19 protein-coding genes are annotated in these 17,686 nt (G+C 58.7%); 8 read left to right on the top strand and 11 right to left on the bottom strand.

Features of this window, described 5'->3' with window-relative positions:
* Positions 1-131 precede the first annotated feature (131 nt).
* On the top strand, positions 132-1,595 hold the full coding sequence (locus RI103_RS02300; protein ID WP_310813829.1) for a restriction endonuclease: 1,464 nt from the start codon (positions 132-134) through the stop codon (positions 1,593-1,595).
* 256 nt (positions 1,596-1,851) lie between these two features.
* Here the strand turns inward: RI103_RS02300 and RI103_RS02295 are convergent, their stop codons facing one another.
* The 9 genes from RI103_RS02295 to RI103_RS02255 all read right to left on the bottom strand — a co-directional run bounded on the left by RI103_RS02295 (position 1,852) and on the right by RI103_RS02255 (position 7,778).
* A complete protein-coding gene (locus tag RI103_RS02295; protein ID WP_310813828.1) occupies positions 1,852-2,181 on the bottom strand; it encodes a hypothetical protein in 330 nt (109 codons plus the stop codon).
* A gap of 2 nt (positions 2,182-2,183) precedes the next feature.
* Entirely contained in the window at positions 2,184-2,567 is a 384-nt protein-coding gene (locus RI103_RS02290) for a hypothetical protein (RefSeq protein WP_310813827.1), read from the bottom strand.
* Positions 2,568-2,707: 140 nt separating this feature from the next.
* Positions 2,708-3,157: a hypothetical protein gene (locus RI103_RS02285; protein WP_310813826.1), complete on the bottom strand. Its 450-nt coding sequence runs from the start codon at positions 3,155-3,157 to the stop codon at positions 2,708-2,710.
* A 166-nt stretch (positions 3,158-3,323) separates the two neighbouring features.
* Positions 3,324-4,325 (bottom strand): hypothetical protein, encoded by a 1,002-nt coding sequence (locus RI103_RS02280; protein ID WP_310813825.1) that lies wholly within the window; start codon positions 4,323-4,325, stop codon positions 3,324-3,326.
* Positions 4,326-4,548: 223 nt separating this feature from the next.
* Positions 4,549-4,797, bottom strand: coding sequence for a hypothetical protein (locus tag RI103_RS02275; protein WP_310813824.1), 249 nt, complete (start codon positions 4,795-4,797; stop codon positions 4,549-4,551).
* Positions 4,798-5,630: 833 nt separating this feature from the next.
* A complete protein-coding gene (locus RI103_RS02270; RefSeq protein ID WP_310813823.1) occupies positions 5,631-6,161 on the bottom strand; it encodes an HAD domain-containing protein in 531 nt (176 codons plus the stop codon).
* Positions 6,162-6,513: 352 nt separating this feature from the next.
* Positions 6,514-7,098 (bottom strand): HAD domain-containing protein, encoded by a 585-nt coding sequence (locus RI103_RS02265; protein ID WP_310813822.1) that lies wholly within the window; start codon positions 7,096-7,098, stop codon positions 6,514-6,516.
* A complete protein-coding gene (locus RI103_RS02260) occupies positions 7,095-7,271 on the bottom strand; it encodes a BPSL0761 family protein (protein WP_310815154.1) in 177 nt (58 codons plus the stop codon). The genes RI103_RS02265 and RI103_RS02260 overlap by 4 nt, the downstream gene beginning before the upstream one ends.
* Positions 7,272-7,316: 45 nt before the next feature.
* Positions 7,317-7,778: a hypothetical protein gene (locus RI103_RS02255; protein WP_310813821.1), complete on the bottom strand. Its 462-nt coding sequence runs from the start codon at positions 7,776-7,778 to the stop codon at positions 7,317-7,319.
* A 239-nt stretch (positions 7,779-8,017) separates the two neighbouring features.
* Here RI103_RS02255 and RI103_RS02250 point away from each other — a divergent pair, with 239 nt between their 5' ends.
* Positions 8,018-8,353: a helix-turn-helix transcriptional regulator gene (locus RI103_RS02250; RefSeq protein ID WP_310813820.1), complete on the top strand. Its 336-nt coding sequence runs from the start codon at positions 8,018-8,020 to the stop codon at positions 8,351-8,353.
* A gap of 724 nt (positions 8,354-9,077) precedes the next feature.
* Entirely contained in the window at positions 9,078-10,958 is a 1,881-nt protein-coding gene (locus RI103_RS02245; protein WP_310813819.1) for a tyrosine-type recombinase/integrase, read from the top strand.
* Between the two features lie 160 nt (positions 10,959-11,118).
* On the opposite strand, the gene RI103_RS02240 is transcribed toward RI103_RS02245, so the two are convergent.
* Together RI103_RS02240 and RI103_RS02235 are read right to left on the bottom strand one after the other, a co-directional pair.
* On the bottom strand, positions 11,119-11,520 hold the full coding sequence (locus RI103_RS02240) for a helix-turn-helix domain-containing protein (RefSeq protein ID WP_310813818.1): 402 nt from the start codon (positions 11,518-11,520) through the stop codon (positions 11,119-11,121).
* 263 nt (positions 11,521-11,783) lie between these two features.
* On the bottom strand, positions 11,784-11,954 hold the full coding sequence (locus tag RI103_RS02235) for a hypothetical protein (RefSeq protein WP_310813817.1): 171 nt from the start codon (positions 11,952-11,954) through the stop codon (positions 11,784-11,786).
* A 48-nt stretch (positions 11,955-12,002) separates the two neighbouring features.
* Between RI103_RS02235 and RI103_RS02230 the strand changes: the two genes are divergently transcribed.
* The 5 genes from RI103_RS02230 to coaE all read left to right on the top strand — a co-directional run bounded on the left by RI103_RS02230 (position 12,003) and on the right by coaE (position 17,571).
* Entirely contained in the window at positions 12,003-13,301 is a 1,299-nt protein-coding gene (locus tag RI103_RS02230) for an HlyC/CorC family transporter (protein ID WP_310813816.1), read from the top strand.
* 173 nt (positions 13,302-13,474) lie between these two features.
* Positions 13,475-14,770, top strand: a complete 1,296-nt coding sequence (locus tag RI103_RS02225; protein ID WP_310813815.1) for an ATPase, T2SS/T4P/T4SS family — start codon at positions 13,475-13,477, stop codon at positions 14,768-14,770.
* Positions 14,767-15,996, top strand: coding sequence for a type II secretion system F family protein (locus tag RI103_RS02220; protein WP_310813814.1), 1,230 nt, complete (start codon positions 14,767-14,769; stop codon positions 15,994-15,996). Before RI103_RS02225 ends, RI103_RS02220 begins: the two co-directional genes overlap by 4 nt.
* A 27-nt stretch (positions 15,997-16,023) precedes the next feature.
* Positions 16,024-16,965, top strand: coding sequence for an A24 family peptidase (locus tag RI103_RS02215; RefSeq protein ID WP_310813813.1), 942 nt, complete (start codon positions 16,024-16,026; stop codon positions 16,963-16,965).
* Between the two features lie 3 nt (positions 16,966-16,968).
* Positions 16,969-17,571, top strand: coding sequence for a dephospho-CoA kinase (gene coaE, locus RI103_RS02210; RefSeq protein ID WP_310813812.1), 603 nt, complete (start codon positions 16,969-16,971; stop codon positions 17,569-17,571).
* Positions 17,572-17,686: the final 115 nt, after the last annotated feature.

The following is a 17,686-nucleotide window of genomic DNA, read 5'->3' as shown; positions in this document are numbered from 1 at the left end:
GCCGACCGCTAGTGCGCGCATGAGGAGGGGAGCGTACAAATGGGTTAGAGTTCTGCCAGAGGATGTCGTGCTAGCTCGGCAGAGACGAATTCGTGGCAGCTTCCATAGAGCCGTATGCGGCGAGGTCGGAGATGGTGGAATACGCAAACTGGCGACAATATCAAGAACAGACAGCAGCCGCGTTTCGCCGGCTTGGGTTCACTGCGGAAGTCGACTACACGGCAGAAGGCGTCAGGGCCCGCCATGATATCGACGTATATGTCACCTTCACGCAGCAGAGCATCCCATGCACTTGGGTCGTAGAATGTAAACTATGGGCCACACGAGTACCAAAGGAAAAGATTCTGGCGCTGAAAAGCATCGTGGATGACCTCGGCGCTGACCGTGGAATCATCGTCAGCGAAGCTGGGTTTCAACCCGGGGCGCAAGATGCGGCTCGCGGAACGAACATTACGTTAGTGACGTCGCTCGAAGAATTCGAACGTACAGCTCGTGCCAGTGCGTCAGTTGCATTGACATACGTTGAAGCGGAAGGCGAAGCACCAATCTATCAGTTTCCGACCTTGTCGGAACCCCAGCAGCTACTTGTCTACAGAGACCAGCTCATCACCGCAAACTGGCGCTCAGGCACCATCAGCTTCATCGACCCGTGGACGAAGGCGATTGTAGAGACGATTGAGCTTGACAGATATGAGGTCCGCAGCGAGGAGACGAGCCGCAAAATTTTGAATTACCCACCGGGAAGTATGGCGATAGCTGATGGGCGGCTGTTTGTCGGCCAAGTTTTTTCAGAGTTCGTCCTGGTAATCGACATTGCAACACAAGCCATCGTCAAGCGACTCATCCTGCCGGGTGGCGGTGAGGGAGAGCTTGCGGCGTCGCACGATGAGCGAACCGTCTACTTCGCCAGCAACCGGGTTCCCAACTTCTATGTGATTGACAGTGCCACATATTCGTTTGACGAAGTGCCCTATCCGGGTTCAGGCCGCGGTTGCATGGCACTCGCGAAGCATCCTGTCAGTGACATTTTGTACTTGGGCCTTCAAAGAGGCGGCGCTCTCGATGGTCAGCAATATCCAGGCGGGAATTGCTTCCTGACAGCCTACGACTTCACGTCACGCTCGTATGTGGCTCAGGTATATCTTGCTGACGTGGTCGATGACCGTAGCGATGACGCTACCCCCGCTTGTATTAGTTTCGACGAACGGTCCAATCAGCTTTATGTCGGCATGTTCCAATCGATGCTCGGCATCCGAGTGATAGATGCGGCCACCTACCGCCTCGTCCGAGATATCTTCGTTCCCCGTAACGGGCACAACGAAACGTTGCCGTGGGCAGACCCAATGTCTCAGGCCATTTCCGAAGACCTTGTCCTCTCCGTGAATCGCAACAACTGCGAACTGGCCATTCTCGATAGGGTCGACGACCGCACTCTAAACAAGATATTTTTAGGTGTCGCACCGAATGGTCCGCGCGCAGTGGTCCTTTGGAACGAACACGCCATCGTGAGTTATCCCGGTCGCAACGGGCTAATATTCCTTGACCTGTCGGAAGTTCGCCGGGGCGATGTAGCCCCCCCAATGTCGGAAGAGTAATTCCCGGTGCGGGTCCGTGTTGACGAGCGAGCTGCCAGACTACTTGGCGCTTTCATCTGCGAGCCACGGCGCGCGTCCGGCATCCAAAAACGTGCAAATCCAACTTCCGCCCTCCGACTTGACGATTTCGTATGGAAAACGTCGACTTCCAGCGGTAGGAATTGCTAGCTCCAGTTTCTCAAGGTATCGCGCCGTCGAATCGGCTTGAGTCATCGTCGCAAACGAGATGTTTTCGATAGATGGACCGCGCAGAAGGTTACCACCCAAGCAAGACCCGCAGCCGCTCCATAAGCCAATCCGTTTCAACACGCTCCGTCCATTGTTTGCCTTCAAGTGCTCTCCTCATCCGCCTTAGTGTCACGTTACGCGAGTTTGACGGAAACTTTGCTGCGTCCTTTAGGGTCTTTGCAACCAGTTGCTGGGCCAGGTCTTCACACATATCCCACCGGCCCCATCTCTCTTCCGCCGTCAGGCCGACGACAAACCTGCCGTCAATCATTCTGCCGGCGAGTTTCGGCTGCGTTCCTGACAGCGATGCGGGCGTCGTGTCCCACGGAAAGTCGTTAGGTACCTGATGAAGCGTCATCGTCATTCTCGTAAACTTGTGAGGACTTTGCGCACAATAGTCGCGACGTCGTCATCGCTGTTCACAGCGACTGGCTCCGTGTCAACACGCGGAGCGTCTTTGCTAACAATGCTTGCGCTGGCGAGTCCATCACGAACAGTCACGGCTAGCCGCGCCAGCGGAGCGACGGCATCTCCGGTCTTGCGACCAATGAACACCGTGAGGTAGCTGCCGGAGGGACTGGGCGTGCTGCATTTGTCGGCATACATCTCCAGCACCTTTTGCGCTTCTTCCAGTGTATTGAACGGCGTGCGATTGTCGGGCACCACACAGCCTTCAATGTTGCAAGTGTGCGTAAAAAAGCTGATGTTGTTGCACTCACCGTCGTAAATCGATATTGCAAGCATGTGTCAGTCTCCTCAGCGTCAGCCCGGTCGACCAGTGCCTGTGGTTGCCCGCAATTTGCCGTCCGCAATGAGCCGCAGTACATATCCCAGTGCGCGGCCAGGGCCATGCGATGGACACAGCTCTACGGTAATTTTGCGCACTATCTCGCTCCGCTCAAAAAGGCTTCCCAATCCCATGCATAGACGCAGCCCATCGGCTCGGAGTCTTCCTCAATGTAAGGGCATGTCGAGCCGAACATGTTTTTGGCGAACAACGTGCGTGCAGGCTCCGGGATTTCGCGCATGCGCACATATGGCGTTGTGCCGCTTTTGTGCACAGGGACGTCGGGGAGGATGGGCCGAGGCGGTAGCTCTTCGCCACCCGCAAGAGCGGTCGCAATGGCACGCGCCGCAAGGTCCAGCACACTGCCAGCAAACCGGGGGTACTGCGTCAGCGTTGCAGTGCCAATGTCGCCAAGAACGTCGTCGTGCAGCCGAACCTCGTAGTCAGCGAGTTGCCCATTTTTTACGCGAACAATGTCCGCAGTTGCAATCACGAGGCGACCCGACTCGCGACCGCCTGGCCACAACTCAACAGTAACTTTCAGCATTTGTTTCCCCTTATTCAACGCATCCAATAAGCATGCGTCTCTGTTTCCAAGGTAAGCAACACTCTTCCGCAAGAAATCCGTTTATCGCATGCAGGGCTTCGTCGGCTGCAGTGATGTAGCCACTCTGATTCCAAAGACAAACTCCATAGCGCACATTGGCGAGGATTCAGCGCTTGCAGAAGTGCGCGATAACCTTTTTTGCGACATCTACTACGGTCTTGCTCTTGGCAGGCAAAGTTGCCTGAGATTCGGGGACCGTTTCGACGCAATGCCTTACTCGTACACGAATAAAATCATCGCTTGCTGACACTTGTATGCAGGCTTCCGGGGTCGGCGTCGAATCCCCCACTGCTTGCCGCTCAACGAAGAGGGTAAATGTCCGAGCCTCCGGATACGGACCCAGTGGCCATTCATACCCATGAACGTGGAGCGCTTCTGAGGCGCGTTCCCACAATGGTCTCCTTGGGTCGACCTCAGCTATTGCTGTGTAAAGCGGGTCGGCCCCGCCGGGCTCGTTATCATGCTCCCCTTCAAAGAGCTTGACGGCAGTGCGCGACCACTCTGCGGCCCATGCCCGCGCCATTCGCCGCAGCTTCTCGTAGTCCGAATCATTGTTCAACATGTCGGTGGGTCTAACGCCGCCCAAACTCCCACGCCTTGACGACAGATAGTCAAAGCGCGCATCCGGCGGTGCTGGTATGAGAATTCTGCAGATTGCCTGTAGTCGTTTGCGGTCAGCTACTGGGTCTGCGAGCAGCGCTGGATAGTATTCCACGTTGTCGACCAGCATCGTGAAAACGCTGCCGTCTGTCAGCAGTTTGCTGAGACGCCGTGGAGTGACGCCGAGACGTTCACGGAACGAGTCTTCGGGAACCAGCTCGCCATTTGCAACCATGTCGCGCCGGGAAATTAAGGCTTGCTGCCAAAGGTCCTCACGCAGAATTTCTTCGCCAACGTCTTCGCCGGCCTCAAGGTAAGCCTCGACCACGATATGCTCGATGCGAGCGATTACATCGTCCGGCAGCCTTTCGAACTTGCCGCGGTCCGCAGCAGGCAGACGAAATCCACTTGCGGCGATTTTGTGAACAAGCGAGGAAGCGACAAATTGCGGGATGTCATACTCCGCGTCGATGTTGCTCATCGCAATGTCCCAGCCACTGTCAGTCATATTGAGCTCCAGAAGTTGAGCGACAAATCGGTCTCCGTCCTATCACGTTTCCGTCCTCTTTCGACGGTTCGCGCTTCGACGCTCGTATATCACGCTTCTCCTGCCAACCTGGCTTTCCGGGTGATGCGACGCTTGCCGGTACTTACAACTGCAAGCATGGGCACCTGAGTTGTCTTGCCCTCGTTGTAGTCACGCGTCAACTCGCCGGGCTCGACATCGATTTTTAGCTTATGGAAAATTTCTGCTGCGATTGCTTCGAAAGTCGCGGTAGCGCGAGCTGTCCGGTGAGCCGGCTCACGCGCGTTTTCACGTAAATTCCCAAGCCGACGCGAACAAGCTTACGCGCCTTGACGAATTTAAATAGAACGCGCCCCAACTGTGCTGGACTTCCAAGGCCTGTCAGTTCGGAGCGGAGAACTACAACCCCTTCCAGTCCAGCAATGAAAGCCATGACTGGGTCCTCAACTTTCATCCCGAGTCCTTCTGCTCGAGAGCACCACGACGTTTTCTTCTCTGCATGAGTCTCTTAAGGGATTCCAGCCGACTGAAAGTCCGCCTTCCGTCGAATGATGAACTTCTACGAAGCGACCATCTGATAGGACGTGGCGTTCGCAAGTCCAACGCTCATTCGGCGCGAGGATTTCGTTGATTTCAACTGCATCGGTCGTGTCTGCGCACTCGTCGAGATACAACACCACAGCGTCTGGGTCCAATCCTGTCAAACTGGATATCAACTCACATACCTTCACACTCGGTCTCCTCTGACACTGGGAATCCTCTCGACGACGGTAGCTACGCCATCATCCATGTCCACCGACGTGGGACCAATGTCTTGGGGCGGATAGGTTCATTGCTTATCTCTTCGTCAAAGCAATTGCGACCGTGCAATCGTGAAATTCTTCAGCTAAATCGCACGCATCATCCGTCAGACAGGGCCCTGGTAATAGCGGCTGTTGATATGCTGCCCAATGGAGCATCTCTAGAACATGACGTCGCTCGTCCTCCGTCAACGCGATTGCTCGCAATGCGTTGTCAACAATGTCGGCGTCCGGATGGTCCAGGCCGTCCAGTTGACGACCTTGGAGGGCGGCGACTTCACAGCAGCAAAAATAAATCGACTCCCACGTGCATCGCAGGCGGGTCGATGACGACAACCCCATACGTCGAGCATCGCGCAGATAGTCTCGGCTAATTGCTAGCCGCGGGTAGTCCGACAGTTTCATAGAATCTCTCTCTCCAGAGTCTGCATTGCCGGTGCGCCTTCAAAGAAGACGGGAAGGCCCCGCCAGCTGCACTGCGTCTGCCTTATCCGCCGCAGCGGCAGCTCGCAGCGAGCCACCGTCGTAACTGTTTGCGTGCTTCCGGCGCGCCTAGCGCCGTTTCCGAGTCTGTGTGCAAAAAATGCTGTTCGAACCCGGGAGGCACGCCACACGCTTCGTCATCTAGCGCCAGCCACTTTGTGAGGCCACGCTTCTTTGAATGGCGAATGACGGTCATGGTCTTTGCGGTGCCGTCTTTGATTTCGTCGAAACGGGGTGATGCATGAAGCGTCGTGCCCATGACTCTGCGGCGCAATTCGTCGGGTAGCAGCGCGATGGTCTTCTCATCGCCGAGGCTTCTCAGCCACGAGGTGGTAAGAATGATTTGTACTTGCGGCCAAGGCGTGAGGACGTCCACAAGATAGGGTGCATACTCGAACGGCGGCCGACCTGAATCCAAGGTGACGACGCCGTTATCGTCCACCAGGCCGTGACCGACATTCAACACGCCGCCGAAGCTGAGAAAGAGTGTTGGGGTATCGGAAACCGAACTGTCATGCTGCTCACCCACCATCATCGCCTCCTATGTTTGCGAGTGCGGCGCAGTTCCCTCGGGACACCGGACACATTGAGAGACGAAGGCACGTCCGCGGCGGCGAGCACAAACGAAAGAGCGCTCCGCTGCTTTGCAGCCTTCACCGGGTTGCTGCGCGGCTTAAGCATCGCTCTCGAAAATGCTCGGCACAAAAGCCGAAAGACATCACTTTGCGACATATCGACTTCCCCTCGACGCGTGAGAGGTTTCCGGCGCCGCGTGAGATGTCGCGCTACCAGACGTGCTAGTTCTTTTGCCACTCCGCCCAGCGCGTAACCAATAACCCGGGACGTTTCACGGCCGGTGGTTGCGCGACGCCTTTGCCGCCTTGACTTCACGCCGAGCACTCCGCAATCGAAGAGTCCCCGGACGAACGAGAATCCGGTTGTCCGAACATCAACTCGAGGCGGCTAGCAAACAACCGCTGTACGTCCTTGTCCCCAAGTCCTCCTCCCTGCTGGCATCGCACCAAATGCCTCTCAACGCCTTCGAATCCGGCTCGCAGGTCGTCAAGCGCCAACCAGTTCTTGATTCCAACTTTTTCACATGGCGGCTGACCTGATGTCGCCGAGTTTTTACTTCGCCACGTAGCCACAGAGTCTTCTTCGGGATTGAAGGTCGAGCCAACTACTCGGGTCCACAGTGAGGCAAGTGGCAGGCTATCGCGGGCCGCACTGAAACCGATTACTCGCACCCAGCTTGTTGACAACACGATTTGCAATGGCGGATATGGAGCGAGCAGGCTCTCGAGTACTCCAGCGAACTCAAAAAATGTTGCCGACGGGTTGCTGGGCACAATGCCGTCAGCGGTCTTGAACGCATCGCAAACGTGCAGGCAGTTGTCGTAGTCGAGGTAGAGCGAAGGAGCGTTGGCCAGCAACGTTAAACGGCACGGTTCCTCGAATTTTCCCAATGTCACTTATATCCTCTCATTGGCATTTGCCACCAACGCGGATAGTTTTCGCAAGTGAGCGCAATATCGTCCACGCACGGGTAATGCCGAAGCAAAGTTTGCGCATCCATACGCACTGCATCAGGTACGAAACCATCTGCAGAACGTGCAAGACGTATCAGGAATTCGCGCGTTCGCATGACTGCGGCTGCTCTTTCGTCGGGCGTGGTCACGTGTCGGTACGCTCATTCTGGCTGGCGTAACCAACTGTCGGAGACTGATGAGAGGTCCGAGGCCTCTTCGGTCCACGTGGCCACATCAAATGGCTGGCTCCGCACGATTTCTCTGTGCCGCTCCCTGAGCATTTCCCATTCGTGCTTGATAAGGGCTCCAAAGTAAGGTGCGCCATTTCCAAGGTCACGGATGCTGGATTCAGTGAGGTCACTAACTGTTTTCAGTGCGCTTTCGGCGACGGCCTGTGCCTCAAGCCTGTGCAGGCCCGTATCGAGCATCAGCGACTTCTCGACCTCCAGCAAGCGTGGTATCCAGTCGTCCTTCGGTATCGACGCTAAGTAGTGGAATGTCTTTCGAACGAGCCATCTCATAACTTCGATACGCCACTCGATTTCCCCCTCTAGTTCATTCGGCGACACCGGAAAGGACTTGCCGTCAATTTCCATTGTCAGGTAGTGGCCGAGCCGGGCCATGGTCCTCCGATTTGTAGCCGGGACATAGCTAAGACGAACTGTTTCCATGGTTCCTTTGATGCTGTCAGTCAGAGAGCGCGCTGCTCAAAACAAATGTCCCCACGAATGGGGCGAATCGCGCGACTGTTGGGCCGAGGCAGGTGATGGACGAAGTTTAGGCGCAAAAATATGTAGTGTAAAGACTGCCAGTTTACAAACTGGCAATTTTTAAACTGTAGATTACTGCGCTGCGATGTAAGATGCTCCTGCCCCATATGGCAGCGCACACTTCCGAACGTCAGAACGCAGCCCGCAAGCGGCTGGCGAAAAATTTGAAATTATTCAGAGGCAACCAGAGCATGTCCCAGGAAGCGCTTGCGGACCGTGCGGGAATGCATCGCACGCAGCTCAGTCAAATAGAACGTGGACTTGCAAACGCAAGCATTGACAGCCTTGTCGCACTGGCCGAGGCCCTAGGCGTAGAGGAAGCTGTGTTGCTTATGGAGCAGGCCGAAGAGCCCACGCCGCTAAAGGTTGGACGCAAAAAAACGCAGGCCCTGACTCCCGCAAAAAAAGCCCCACGAAAGACCGGCTAAAATTTAGACGACGTCCGCCAAACCTCGACGACGTCTTGCCGCCAACGGAGCAGTTCTCGGTCATAAAGCTCGGCTCGCGGTGGCAGCAGCCAGGGGCGATGTTTTGCTCGCAAGGTGATTGTGCGCAACGACAGGCCGAGGAGTTCGGCAAGGTCATTGCCGTCGAGGTAGTGAAACTCAGCAGTCGGGCTAATCGATGTCATACAACGTGTAGCCCAACAGCTTAAACAGGTTCTGAGGTGCAAATTTCACCGGGTCCGTGCGACTGCACTATGTCGCGAACTTGAGCTCGGACTCGTCCCCTCTCGCGGCGTCAATTTGCAGCGTCCAGCGTCACACCGAGCGCGCGACAGGCACGAAGTGCGTTTCTACGCGGCGCGTCTGAGCCGGTCCTAGCGCGTATGGACCATAGTTCCATCAACCAAAATTGAATCGATTCGTTCTCTGCCGCCTAAACCCGGTCGTTCGCCAAGACAAGGGCGCGCCAGGTTTCGCATCGGTATAAACCGGTTCGTTAAACGGAGCACCACTAACCTGACCTTCGTGGCTGCCCAGGACATAACGAACGGCTGACCTCCGTCTTGGTAAGGAAGTGGATGGAGGCATCATGAGGAAATCACATAAAATCATAGAGTTACCAATCTTTCGTTATCATGCAATCTTTTGTCGTAACGAACAGGGCGACGATTCTTGGCAGCTTTCTGAGGGTCCAAACGAGCACCATATGGACCTTTATTACCGAGAACTGGTTGTACTCATGCAGACCCAGGTAACGTCTCAAGGCGCGACGGATGCCGCTGCTCTATCTGACCAGGCCCTCAAAAACCGTCTCTCAACGCTTCATTCCTTCCTCGCGTTCCACGGCAAGACGGTCGAATCCGCTGTGGGAAAGGAGCTTTTATCGCGATTCGATGAGAGCTTAAAAGCTTATTCGGAATCGCTCACCGTTAGCAGCCACTCCAAGAGCGACCGGAGAAGCCACTTGCGCGCGTGGCGCAAAGCCGCAGATTCTGTGCTTCATGAAAACCGACGCATCAAGCCAGTAGAAAAACGCAACTCGGAAGTCTCGCCTTTTCATCTCGCTCTACGGGCCGCGCTAGCAACAACGGGAGATGCTCCCAAAACCATCGCTAAGCGGGCGGGCGCATCCACCACGGCTCTCGCACGTTGGCTCAAAGGCGCTTTTCCCAACCGACGGGCTTTTCCCTCCGTCAGACGGCTTGAGCGAGAGCTGAAGCTCGAAGCCGGCGCCTTGGAATCCCTGATTCCCGCAGTTAAAAAAGCGCTCGTGGACGCCGCTTCGGTTGCGGGGACCGGTCAAATCGACTATCGCATCAGGCTTGCGCGCAACATCAAGGATATTTACTACATCCAGGAAGACGCACTGTCCGCCGACTTCTTGGTTGAATGGAAGGCATTTTTTGCCTATAAGACCGACAAACGAACAACTTTGGCGAGACATTCCGGTGGCACGTGGCGACTGCAATCGGGCGAAAAGCAAGCCAGACTACCGTCGGTGCAGGCATGGCGTAACGGACTGTGCTGTACGACTGCCCAAAAAAATTTAGACAAATTCCGCTCCTTCTTTGGTTTCCTTGCCCGACCGCGCGAGGAAGGCGGGTATGGCGTTTCGACTGATGCAGCGCAGAGCCTCGCGTGGTTCGCATCTCGCGATGCCGTCAATGCTTACCTCGAATTCATGCGAGGACGGTCCGGTGGTCTCGTTCATGGAGGTCATGCAGCATTCGCAGCGCTCACCGCCAGTCTCGTCAATACGACTACGGGCTTTGTGACACAGCAGCCAAACCTCATCGCGCGGCTTCCGCCGGGAACGTTGAACACCGACTGGTCCAACGCGTGCCACGAAACGTGGCAACTCGCCAAAGAATGGCTAACTGACGCGACCGACGTGTCGCGACGGCCAGAAGACCCCATTCAGTCATTGTTAGACATGTCCGAACCATTGGCTCCTCTATTCAGAGCAGTCGAGTTGCTGGACAGGGAAGCAGCTTGCGCAGCTCCAGGGAGTCCGCTGGAGGCCACCCTAAAGCGCGATGCGCTAGCGCTATCGATTGTGCTCGCAAACCCTCTTCGCCTCCGAAATCTTGTCACCATGACTTGGCGCCCGAACAACTCCGGCTCACTGTACCGTCGCGAAGACGGACAGTGGCGAATCCGGTTTAGCCCCCAAGACTTCAAAAACGACCGCAAAGCAATCAAAGGAGTGTATGACGCGCCGCTACCGCGCTCTCTTGGGCACCGAATCGAAGAATACCTCGATGAGTTCCGGCCCCGCCTCCTCCGCGCTGATACAAAAGCAGACTGGCTCTTCCCAAATGACAAGTCAGGCAAGTGGACAAGCCTGAATAAGCAGTTTTTCAGGCTGACTCGACGACTCATTCCGCAGACCTTGGGATTCGGTCCCCATGCTATACGGCATCTCGTAGCAACCGACTACCTACGAAAAAACCCGAATGATTTTCTTACAGTAAGCCAACTTCTACACGACAAGCTAGAAACGGTGCTTTCCGATTACGCACATCTGAGACAGGACGATGCTTTCGCGAAATATGAAGTCCATCTTCGCGGTGTCATGGCGAGCTAAGCGGTTATGGCAGCCGGGGGCTAGGCGATTCGGCTTGGCTGGGAACTATCCCGACTGCGAAAGCGAGCAGAAGGTTAGGCACTTGCTCATTGGGAGTCGCAGCGGCCGGTCGCGATGCGAACCCAATTTCGTCCATACGGACGCTGCAGCGGCGTCCACGTCATGCGTTTAGCAGGTCAAGGTCTGTCGCGTTCCTGAAGGCCATCCTTGCTATCGCCGGTCGTGGCGTCGGTTTCCTCTGAGCCGACGGCAGCCGCATCTTTCGGCCATGCGCGCGCGACGCCGGAGTTTTTTCAGTATCCAGTCTATTTTCGGCCACCTGCACTGGAGCAGGTGGCCGCGGTTGCTCGTGCTGCAGCGAATACTTTTCCCGAATGAAGGCCTCGAACTTCGCCAAGTACCAGTAACGCCGGTTGTTGATACCCAGGTCCGGCGGCGGCAGGGTGCCGTCCTTGACCCAGTTCTCGACGGTTCTCAACGAAATTCTGAGTTTTCGTGCAATGTCTGCCTTCGTCAGCAGGTTCTCGCTGTCATCCATGGCCTTTCGCAATGTGGTGGTCATGCGCTGTGTAGCGACCAGCCAACGCGAACGAAGACGCAAAGATTTTAGGACGCCATCGTCCGGCGTCTCCGGGACGCTATACGGGAAGTAGCTGCGCCAAATCTGCGCCACCGATTATCTGCGCGTAGCTGCGCTCAGCTGCGCGCACCTTCGCCTAACCTTTTGATTTTTATGAATTCATCTATACTGGAAGAGCTACATGAAGCGACGGCTTAAGGGCGGACTTGGCGTTCGGGACGTAGAGGCCGGAGGTTCGAATCCTCTCACCCCGACCAGATTTGCCTTGTTAGTTCAAGGCTCGAAAAACCGCCCAGCTTGCTCGGCGGTTTTTTGTTTTTTGTGTCATGCACGTCGGTGTTAATCCCCCAGCCGCGCCATGCGCCGCTGCCGCCGCCCGCCCTGTCTTTTGCCGCCAGGCCCAGCGGCGCGCGCAAGCCCCTCTGCTATATTCTCTTCATCCTTTCCCCTATCCTTCACGACGCGTGGAACAACTTCCCTTATGGGCGCAGATTGGCGCCGTCTTTCTGCTGCTTGTCTGCTCGAGCTTTTTTTCGATTTCCGAAACGGCGATGATGGCGATCAACCGCCATCGCCTGAAACATCTTGCCAACCAGAACGCACTCGGCGCGAAGACCACGCAGGGCCTGCTGGCGCACACCGATCAACTGCTGAGCGTCGTACTGATTGGCAACAATCTGTTCAACACGATCATTCCGGTGCTCACCACCTCGATCGCGCTACACACGTTCGGCCGTAACAACCTGGTGCTGTCGATCGCGACCGGTATCGTCGCGTTCCTGATCATTGTGTTCGCGGAGATCACGCCGAAGATCGTCGGCGCGACGTTCCCGGAAAAGATCGCGCTGCCGGCGAGCCTGCTGATCGCGCCGATGATGCGCGTCGCCAAACCGCTCGTCTGGTTCGTCAATCTGTTCGCGAACGGCATTCTGCGCGTGCTGCACATCAATACGAAAGGCGCGCACGATCAGCGACTTTCGACCGAAGAGCTGCGCACCATCGTGCTCGAGTCCGGCAGCTTCATGCCGACCAAACACCGCAGCATTCTGCTGAATCTGTTCGACCTCGAAAACATTTCCGTCGACGACGTGATGATCCCGCGCCGCCGCATCGAGGCGCTCGATTTCGACGCGCCGTTCGAACAGATCCTGCATCAACTCGAAACCTGCTATCACAACAAGCTGATCGTCTATCAAGGCGACATCGACCGGGTGCTCGGCGTGCTGCACGTACGCAAGACGCTGGCCGCGCTGCACAACCAGGAACTCGAACGTGAGACGCTGCGCGAGCTGCTGGCCGAGCCGTACTTCGTGCCAAGCGGCACGCCCGTGTTCCAGCAACTGCAATTCTTCCAGGAGAGCCGTCATCGCACGGCGCTGGTCGTCAACGAATATGGCGAGTTGCAGGGCCTCGTCACGCCGGAAGACATCATCGAAGAGCTGATCGGCGAATTCACCACGTCGATTCCGCGTGGCGCCAATTCGCGCGGCGGCTGGAACGAGCACGGCGAATGCATCGTGGCCGGCAGCATGCCGCTGCGCGAGTTGAACCGCTGGCTGCATCTCACGCTGCCGACTGACGGGCCGAAAACGCTCAACGGCCTGATCCTCGAAATTCTCGAAGATATTCCCGACGGCGACGTGTGCGTGCAGATCGGCGAAGTCAAACTCGAAGTGATGCGCAGCGACGATCAGGCGATTCGCACTGTCAAGCTGTTCAGACCGCCGACGCGTGCGAAAGCCAGCAAGGTACTGCGCGGCTAGGCTATTCGACGCGACTGCGGACGCGGCCGAACACCACCGGCAAGCACGACATGCAGCAGCATCGCACACAGCCGCAGCGCGCGCCATTAGCCGAATGGCTGAATAGCGGCGCCCGCCGTCGTACTGGAAGATGAAGCCGTCGTGTTCTACAGGCGGCTCATCACCGGTCTCTCATGCAAGCTTCTTTCCAACCCGCGGCAACATCGCCGCGTCCCATTGCTCACGGCCACGAAAGCGGTATCAAAGCCAGGCCGAAAGCATTCGCCCCCGACCTCAGCGCGGCAAGCCTCACCGATCCCGACAACGCTCCCGCCGTGCGTCTGCTGACCGACACGTTGCAGGAAGCGACCCGCCGCAACGCGTCGGACCTTCACATCGAGCCAGCGGAACACGGCTGGCGCGTGCGCTTGCGAATCGACGGCGTGCTGCACGAAATCCCGCCGCCGCCCGCGCATCTGCGTGATGCGTTCATTACTCGCGTGAAGGTGCTGGCTCGCATGGATATCGCGGAGCGTCGCGTGCCGCAAGACGGCCGGCTGCGTATTTCGACTTCACCCGGCCGCGTTGAAGACTATCGCGTCAACTCGCTGCCGACGCTATTCGGCGAAAAGCTCGTACTGCGCAGACTCGACGCGCTGCCCGCCGATCTCTCGCTCGACTCGCTCGGCCTCGATTCGCGTCAACGCGAAACAGTGGATGCCGCGATCCGCGCGCCGCACGGCCTCATGCTCGTCACCGGGCCCACCGGGAGCGGCAAGACTTTGTCGCTGTACTGTTTTCTGAATCTGCTCAACGGCGAGGCGCGCAATCTGTGTTCGGTGGAAGATCCCGCGGAGATCCAGTTGGCCGGCATCAATCAGGTCAGCGTGCGCGAAAAAGCCGGGCTCACTTTCGCGGTCGCGTTGCGCGCATTTCTCCGTCAGGATCCCGACGTGATCATGGTCGGTGAAATCCGCGACGAAGAGACCGCCGACGTCGCCGTGAAAGCCGCGCAAACCGGCCACCTCGTCCTGTCGACCCTGCATACGAACGACGCGCCGGCGGCTATCGCGCGTCTGATCGATATCGGCGTGGAACCGTATAACCTCGCGGCCGCGCTGCGGATGGTGACCGCACAACGGCTGGTGCGGCGGCTCTGCGTCTCGTGCCGTGCGCCTGCACCGCAGTCGGTAGCGGCGCTTCGAGCGGCAGGTTTCAGCGAGCATCAACTTGACGGCTGGCAGCCCTACGCCGCGGCCGGATGCGCGGCGTGCCATGGGATCGGCTATCGGGGCCGCGTCGGCGTTCATCAAGTGATGCCCGTGTCCGACGCGATGCGCGAGCTGATCGTGTCGAGCGCCGGCACGCACGAGCTTGCGCGGCTCGCGCAAACCGAACACGTAGGCACCTTGCGAGACGCGGCATTGGCTCGCGTGCGCGACGGCACCACCAGTCTCGCCGAAGCGCTCGCCGCCACCGAGGTCGCATGAACACAGCCGCCACCCAGCGACCCCTGTCCGCCGACACGCGTTTCAAATGGCGCGGTGTCGATACCGACGGCGTGCGGAAAAACGGCGCGCTCATCGCGCCGGACTCGGCCACCGCACGCTCGCTGCTCAAGCGCGACAATCTGTTCATCGTCGAACTCACGGCGCATGGACCGGCGCCGCGTCCGACCGCACGCGCCGCCGACATCACGCTATTCACCCGGCAACTCGCCAGCCTGCTGCGCGCCGGCCTGCCGCTCGCGCCCGCGCTCGACCTGCTCGCCCAAGCGCAGGCTTCACGCCGCCAGGGCATGCCGCGGATCGTCGGCGCCCTCGCGCGCGACATCACCGGCGGCCTGCGTTTCTCGGCTGCATTACAGCGGCATCCCGCGCAATTCAACGCGCTGTATTGTCAGCTCGTCGAAGTCGGCGAGGCGGCCGGCGCACTCGCCGCCGTGCTAGCCCGCATCGCCGATGATCGCGAACGCGCCGCCGCGCAGCGCGCCAAAGTGCGCGCGGCGCTGACCTATCCGGTCGCGATCCTCGTGCTGGCGATGGCGATCACCGCAGCATTGCTCGTGTGGGTCGTGCCGACCTTCAAACAGATCTTCGACGGCTTCGGCGCGAGACTGCCCGCGCCGACGCAATTCGTGCTGGCTTTGTCCTCCGGCGTGGCACGTTGGAGCGTTCCGGCATTCGCCGCGATGTTCGCGGCGGGTTCGGGAGCGACATTTCTGCTGCGACGTTCCGAAGCCGCACGCATCCGCTTTGCGCGAGTATCGCTGACAATACCGGTCGCCGGTCCGCTGCTGCGCACGTTGTGCGCGGCGCGTTGGAGCCGCGCGCTCGGCACCTTGCTGTCGGCCGGCACGCCGTTAGCCGACGCGTTCGATTCGCTGACTCACGCCACCGGCAACGCCTTCTTCGACCGCGCCACCGTGGAAATCGCCGCGCGTCTGCGGCGCGGCGAACGGCTCGCCGCGGCGATGCGCGCGGCGCACTGCTTTCCGCCCGAGGTCGTGCAGCCGATCGCGGTTGCCGAGGAGTCCGGTGCGCTCGACAGCATGCTGATCGACGTGGCGTCGCTCGCCGATCGTCAGGTAGACGAAAAGATCGGCACGCTGTCGAGCCTGTGCGAGCCGCTCGTCATCATCGTGCTCGGCGCGCTGGTCGGCGGCCTCGTGATCGCGATGTATCTTCCCATTATTCAACTCGGCAACGTGGTGTAGGATCGCAGCCGAATCCATCCTTAATCTATGCGGGCCACACTTCCACTCGTGCCAGACACTTCTTCCAGCCTGCTGTCGGGCTTGCTGCCCGGCCATTTCGCGACCGGTCTCGGTCAGGCGTTCGGTAGTTTGCCCGCGGCCCTGCAGATGACGTTCGCCATTGTGTTCGGCCTCGTGATCGGCAGTTTCCTGAACGTGGTCGTGCATCGGCTGCCTATCATGCTCGAGCGCGCATGGCGCGCGGAAGTCAGCGAAACCACGGACGAACCGCTGGAAGAAGACGGCCTGCCGGCACGCTACAACCTGTGGGTGCCGCGCAGCGCGTGTCCTCACTGTGGCCACGTGTTGAGCGCGTGGGAGAATCTGCCGGTGTTGAGCTACGTGCTACTGCGCGGACGCTGCTCCGCATGCAAGGCGCGTGTGAGCCTGCGCTATCCGCTGCTCGAGATCGCCAGCGCGGCGTTCGCGGCCGGCTCGCTGGCGCTGTTCGGCCCGACTCTCACTGCGCTCGCCGCCTTCGGGCTGTGCGCCGCATTGCTGGCAATGAGCGCGATCGACATCGACACGCATCTGCTGCCCGACTCCATGACGCTGCCGTTGCTATGGGCGGGCATCATCGTCAACTTCAACGGCATGTTCACGAGTCTGCATGACGCGGTGCTCGGCGCGATTTTCGGCTATCTGGTGTTGTGGGTCGTACATTGGTTATTTCTCCTCGTACGCGGCGTCGAAGGCATGGGCTACGGCGATTTCAAACTGCTGGCGGCGCTCGGCGCGTGGCTCGGCTGGGCGGCGCTGCCGCAGATCGTGCTGATCGCCGCGGTGGCCGGCGCGCTCATCGGCCTGCTGGCAACGTGGCGTGGCCGTATGCGTTTTGAAGAGCCGCTGCCCTTCGGGCCATTTCTCGCGGCAGGCGGCGCATTGACGCTGTTTCTCGGCACACCGCTCTATCTGGCTCTGGGAGGCTGAAGCATGTTTGCTGTGGGATTGACCGGCGGCATCGGCAGCGGCAAATCGACTGTCGCCGACCTATTTGCCGCGCATGGCGTACCGCTCGTCGACACCGACCTGATCGCGCACCGCATCACGGCGCCGAATGGTATTGCCATGCCGAAGATCGCGGCCGAGTTCGGCGAAGCGTTCGTCGCCCCCGACGGCTCGCTCGACCGCGCGCGCATGCGCACGCTCGTATTCAGCGACGACGGCGCGCGCAAACGTCTCGAAGGCATCACACATCCGCTGATTCGTTCGGAGACCGAACGCGAAGAGCGTGAGGCACGAGGGCCTTACGTGATCGTGGTGGTGCCGCTGCTGGTCGAGTCCGGCAGGTGGAAGACCCGCGTGAATCGCGTGCTGACAGTCGACTGCAGCGTCGAAACGCAGATCTCGCGCGTGATGAGCCGCAACAATTTCAGCCGCGAACAGGTGCTGGCGATCATCGCCCGTCAGGCTACGCGCGAAGCGCGCCTCGCCGCGGCCGACGACGTAATCGACAACGACAACGCGCCACTCGACGCACTGAAAGCACAAGTCGACGCGCAGCATCGCGCGTACCTGTCGCTCGCCGGCGCATGACGCCGACGTGCCACCTCGGGAATCCCTGTTGAACTTCGCGGCGATGCGCATGCCAAAAGCGCGTCGAAAACCGCCCGAAACATGTGAAAAAAGTTGCGAGTGCGCGCTGAAAAAG

This window comes from Paraburkholderia sp. FT54 (genome assembly GCF_031585635.1).
In the GTDB taxonomy this organism is placed as follows: Bacteria; Pseudomonadota; Gammaproteobacteria; order Burkholderiales; family Burkholderiaceae; genus Paraburkholderia.
This window is presented reverse-complemented; position numbering and strand designations above follow the sequence as displayed.

What these genes read in the sequence shown, in the direction of transcription:
- RI103_RS02300 (WP_310813829.1), top strand. Translation starts at nt 132, where the DNA reads ATGGTGGAATACGCAAACTGGCGACAATATCAAGAACAGACAGCAGCC.
- RI103_RS02295 (WP_310813828.1), bottom strand. Translation starts at nt 2,181, where the DNA reads ATGACGCTTCATCAGGTACCTAACGACTTTCCGTGGGACACGACGCCC.
- RI103_RS02290 (WP_310813827.1), bottom strand. Translation starts at nt 2,567, where the DNA reads ATGCTTGCAATATCGATTTACGACGGTGAGTGCAACAACATCAGCTTT.
- RI103_RS02285 (WP_310813826.1), bottom strand. Translation starts at nt 3,157, where the DNA reads ATGCTGAAAGTTACTGTTGAGTTGTGGCCAGGCGGTCGCGAGTCGGGT.
- RI103_RS02280 (WP_310813825.1), bottom strand. Translation starts at nt 4,325, where the DNA reads ATGACTGACAGTGGCTGGGACATTGCGATGAGCAACATCGACGCGGAG.
- RI103_RS02275 (WP_310813824.1), bottom strand. Translation starts at nt 4,797, where the DNA reads ATGAAAGTTGAGGACCCAGTCATGGCTTTCATTGCTGGACTGGAAGGG.
- RI103_RS02270 (WP_310813823.1), bottom strand. Translation starts at nt 6,161, where the DNA reads ATGATGGTGGGTGAGCAGCATGACAGTTCGGTTTCCGATACCCCAACA.
- RI103_RS02260 (WP_310815154.1), bottom strand. Translation starts at nt 7,271, where the DNA reads ATGCGAACGCGCGAATTCCTGATACGTCTTGCACGTTCTGCAGATGGT.
- RI103_RS02255 (WP_310813821.1), bottom strand. Translation starts at nt 7,778, where the DNA reads ATGGCCCGGCTCGGCCACTACCTGACAATGGAAATTGACGGCAAGTCC.
- RI103_RS02250 (WP_310813820.1), top strand. Translation starts at nt 8,018, where the DNA reads ATGCTCCTGCCCCATATGGCAGCGCACACTTCCGAACGTCAGAACGCA.
- RI103_RS02245 (WP_310813819.1), top strand. Translation starts at nt 9,078, where the DNA reads ATGGACCTTTATTACCGAGAACTGGTTGTACTCATGCAGACCCAGGTA.
- RI103_RS02240 (WP_310813818.1), bottom strand. Translation starts at nt 11,520, where the DNA reads ATGACCACCACATTGCGAAAGGCCATGGATGACAGCGAGAACCTGCTG.
- RI103_RS02225 (WP_310813815.1), top strand. Translation starts at nt 13,475, where the DNA reads ATGCAAGCTTCTTTCCAACCCGCGGCAACATCGCCGCGTCCCATTGCT.
- RI103_RS02220 (WP_310813814.1), top strand. Translation starts at nt 14,767, where the DNA reads ATGAACACAGCCGCCACCCAGCGACCCCTGTCCGCCGACACGCGTTTC.
- RI103_RS02215 (WP_310813813.1), top strand. Translation starts at nt 16,024, where the DNA reads ATGCGGGCCACACTTCCACTCGTGCCAGACACTTCTTCCAGCCTGCTG.
- coaE (WP_310813812.1), top strand. Translation starts at nt 16,969, where the DNA reads ATGTTTGCTGTGGGATTGACCGGCGGCATCGGCAGCGGCAAATCGACT.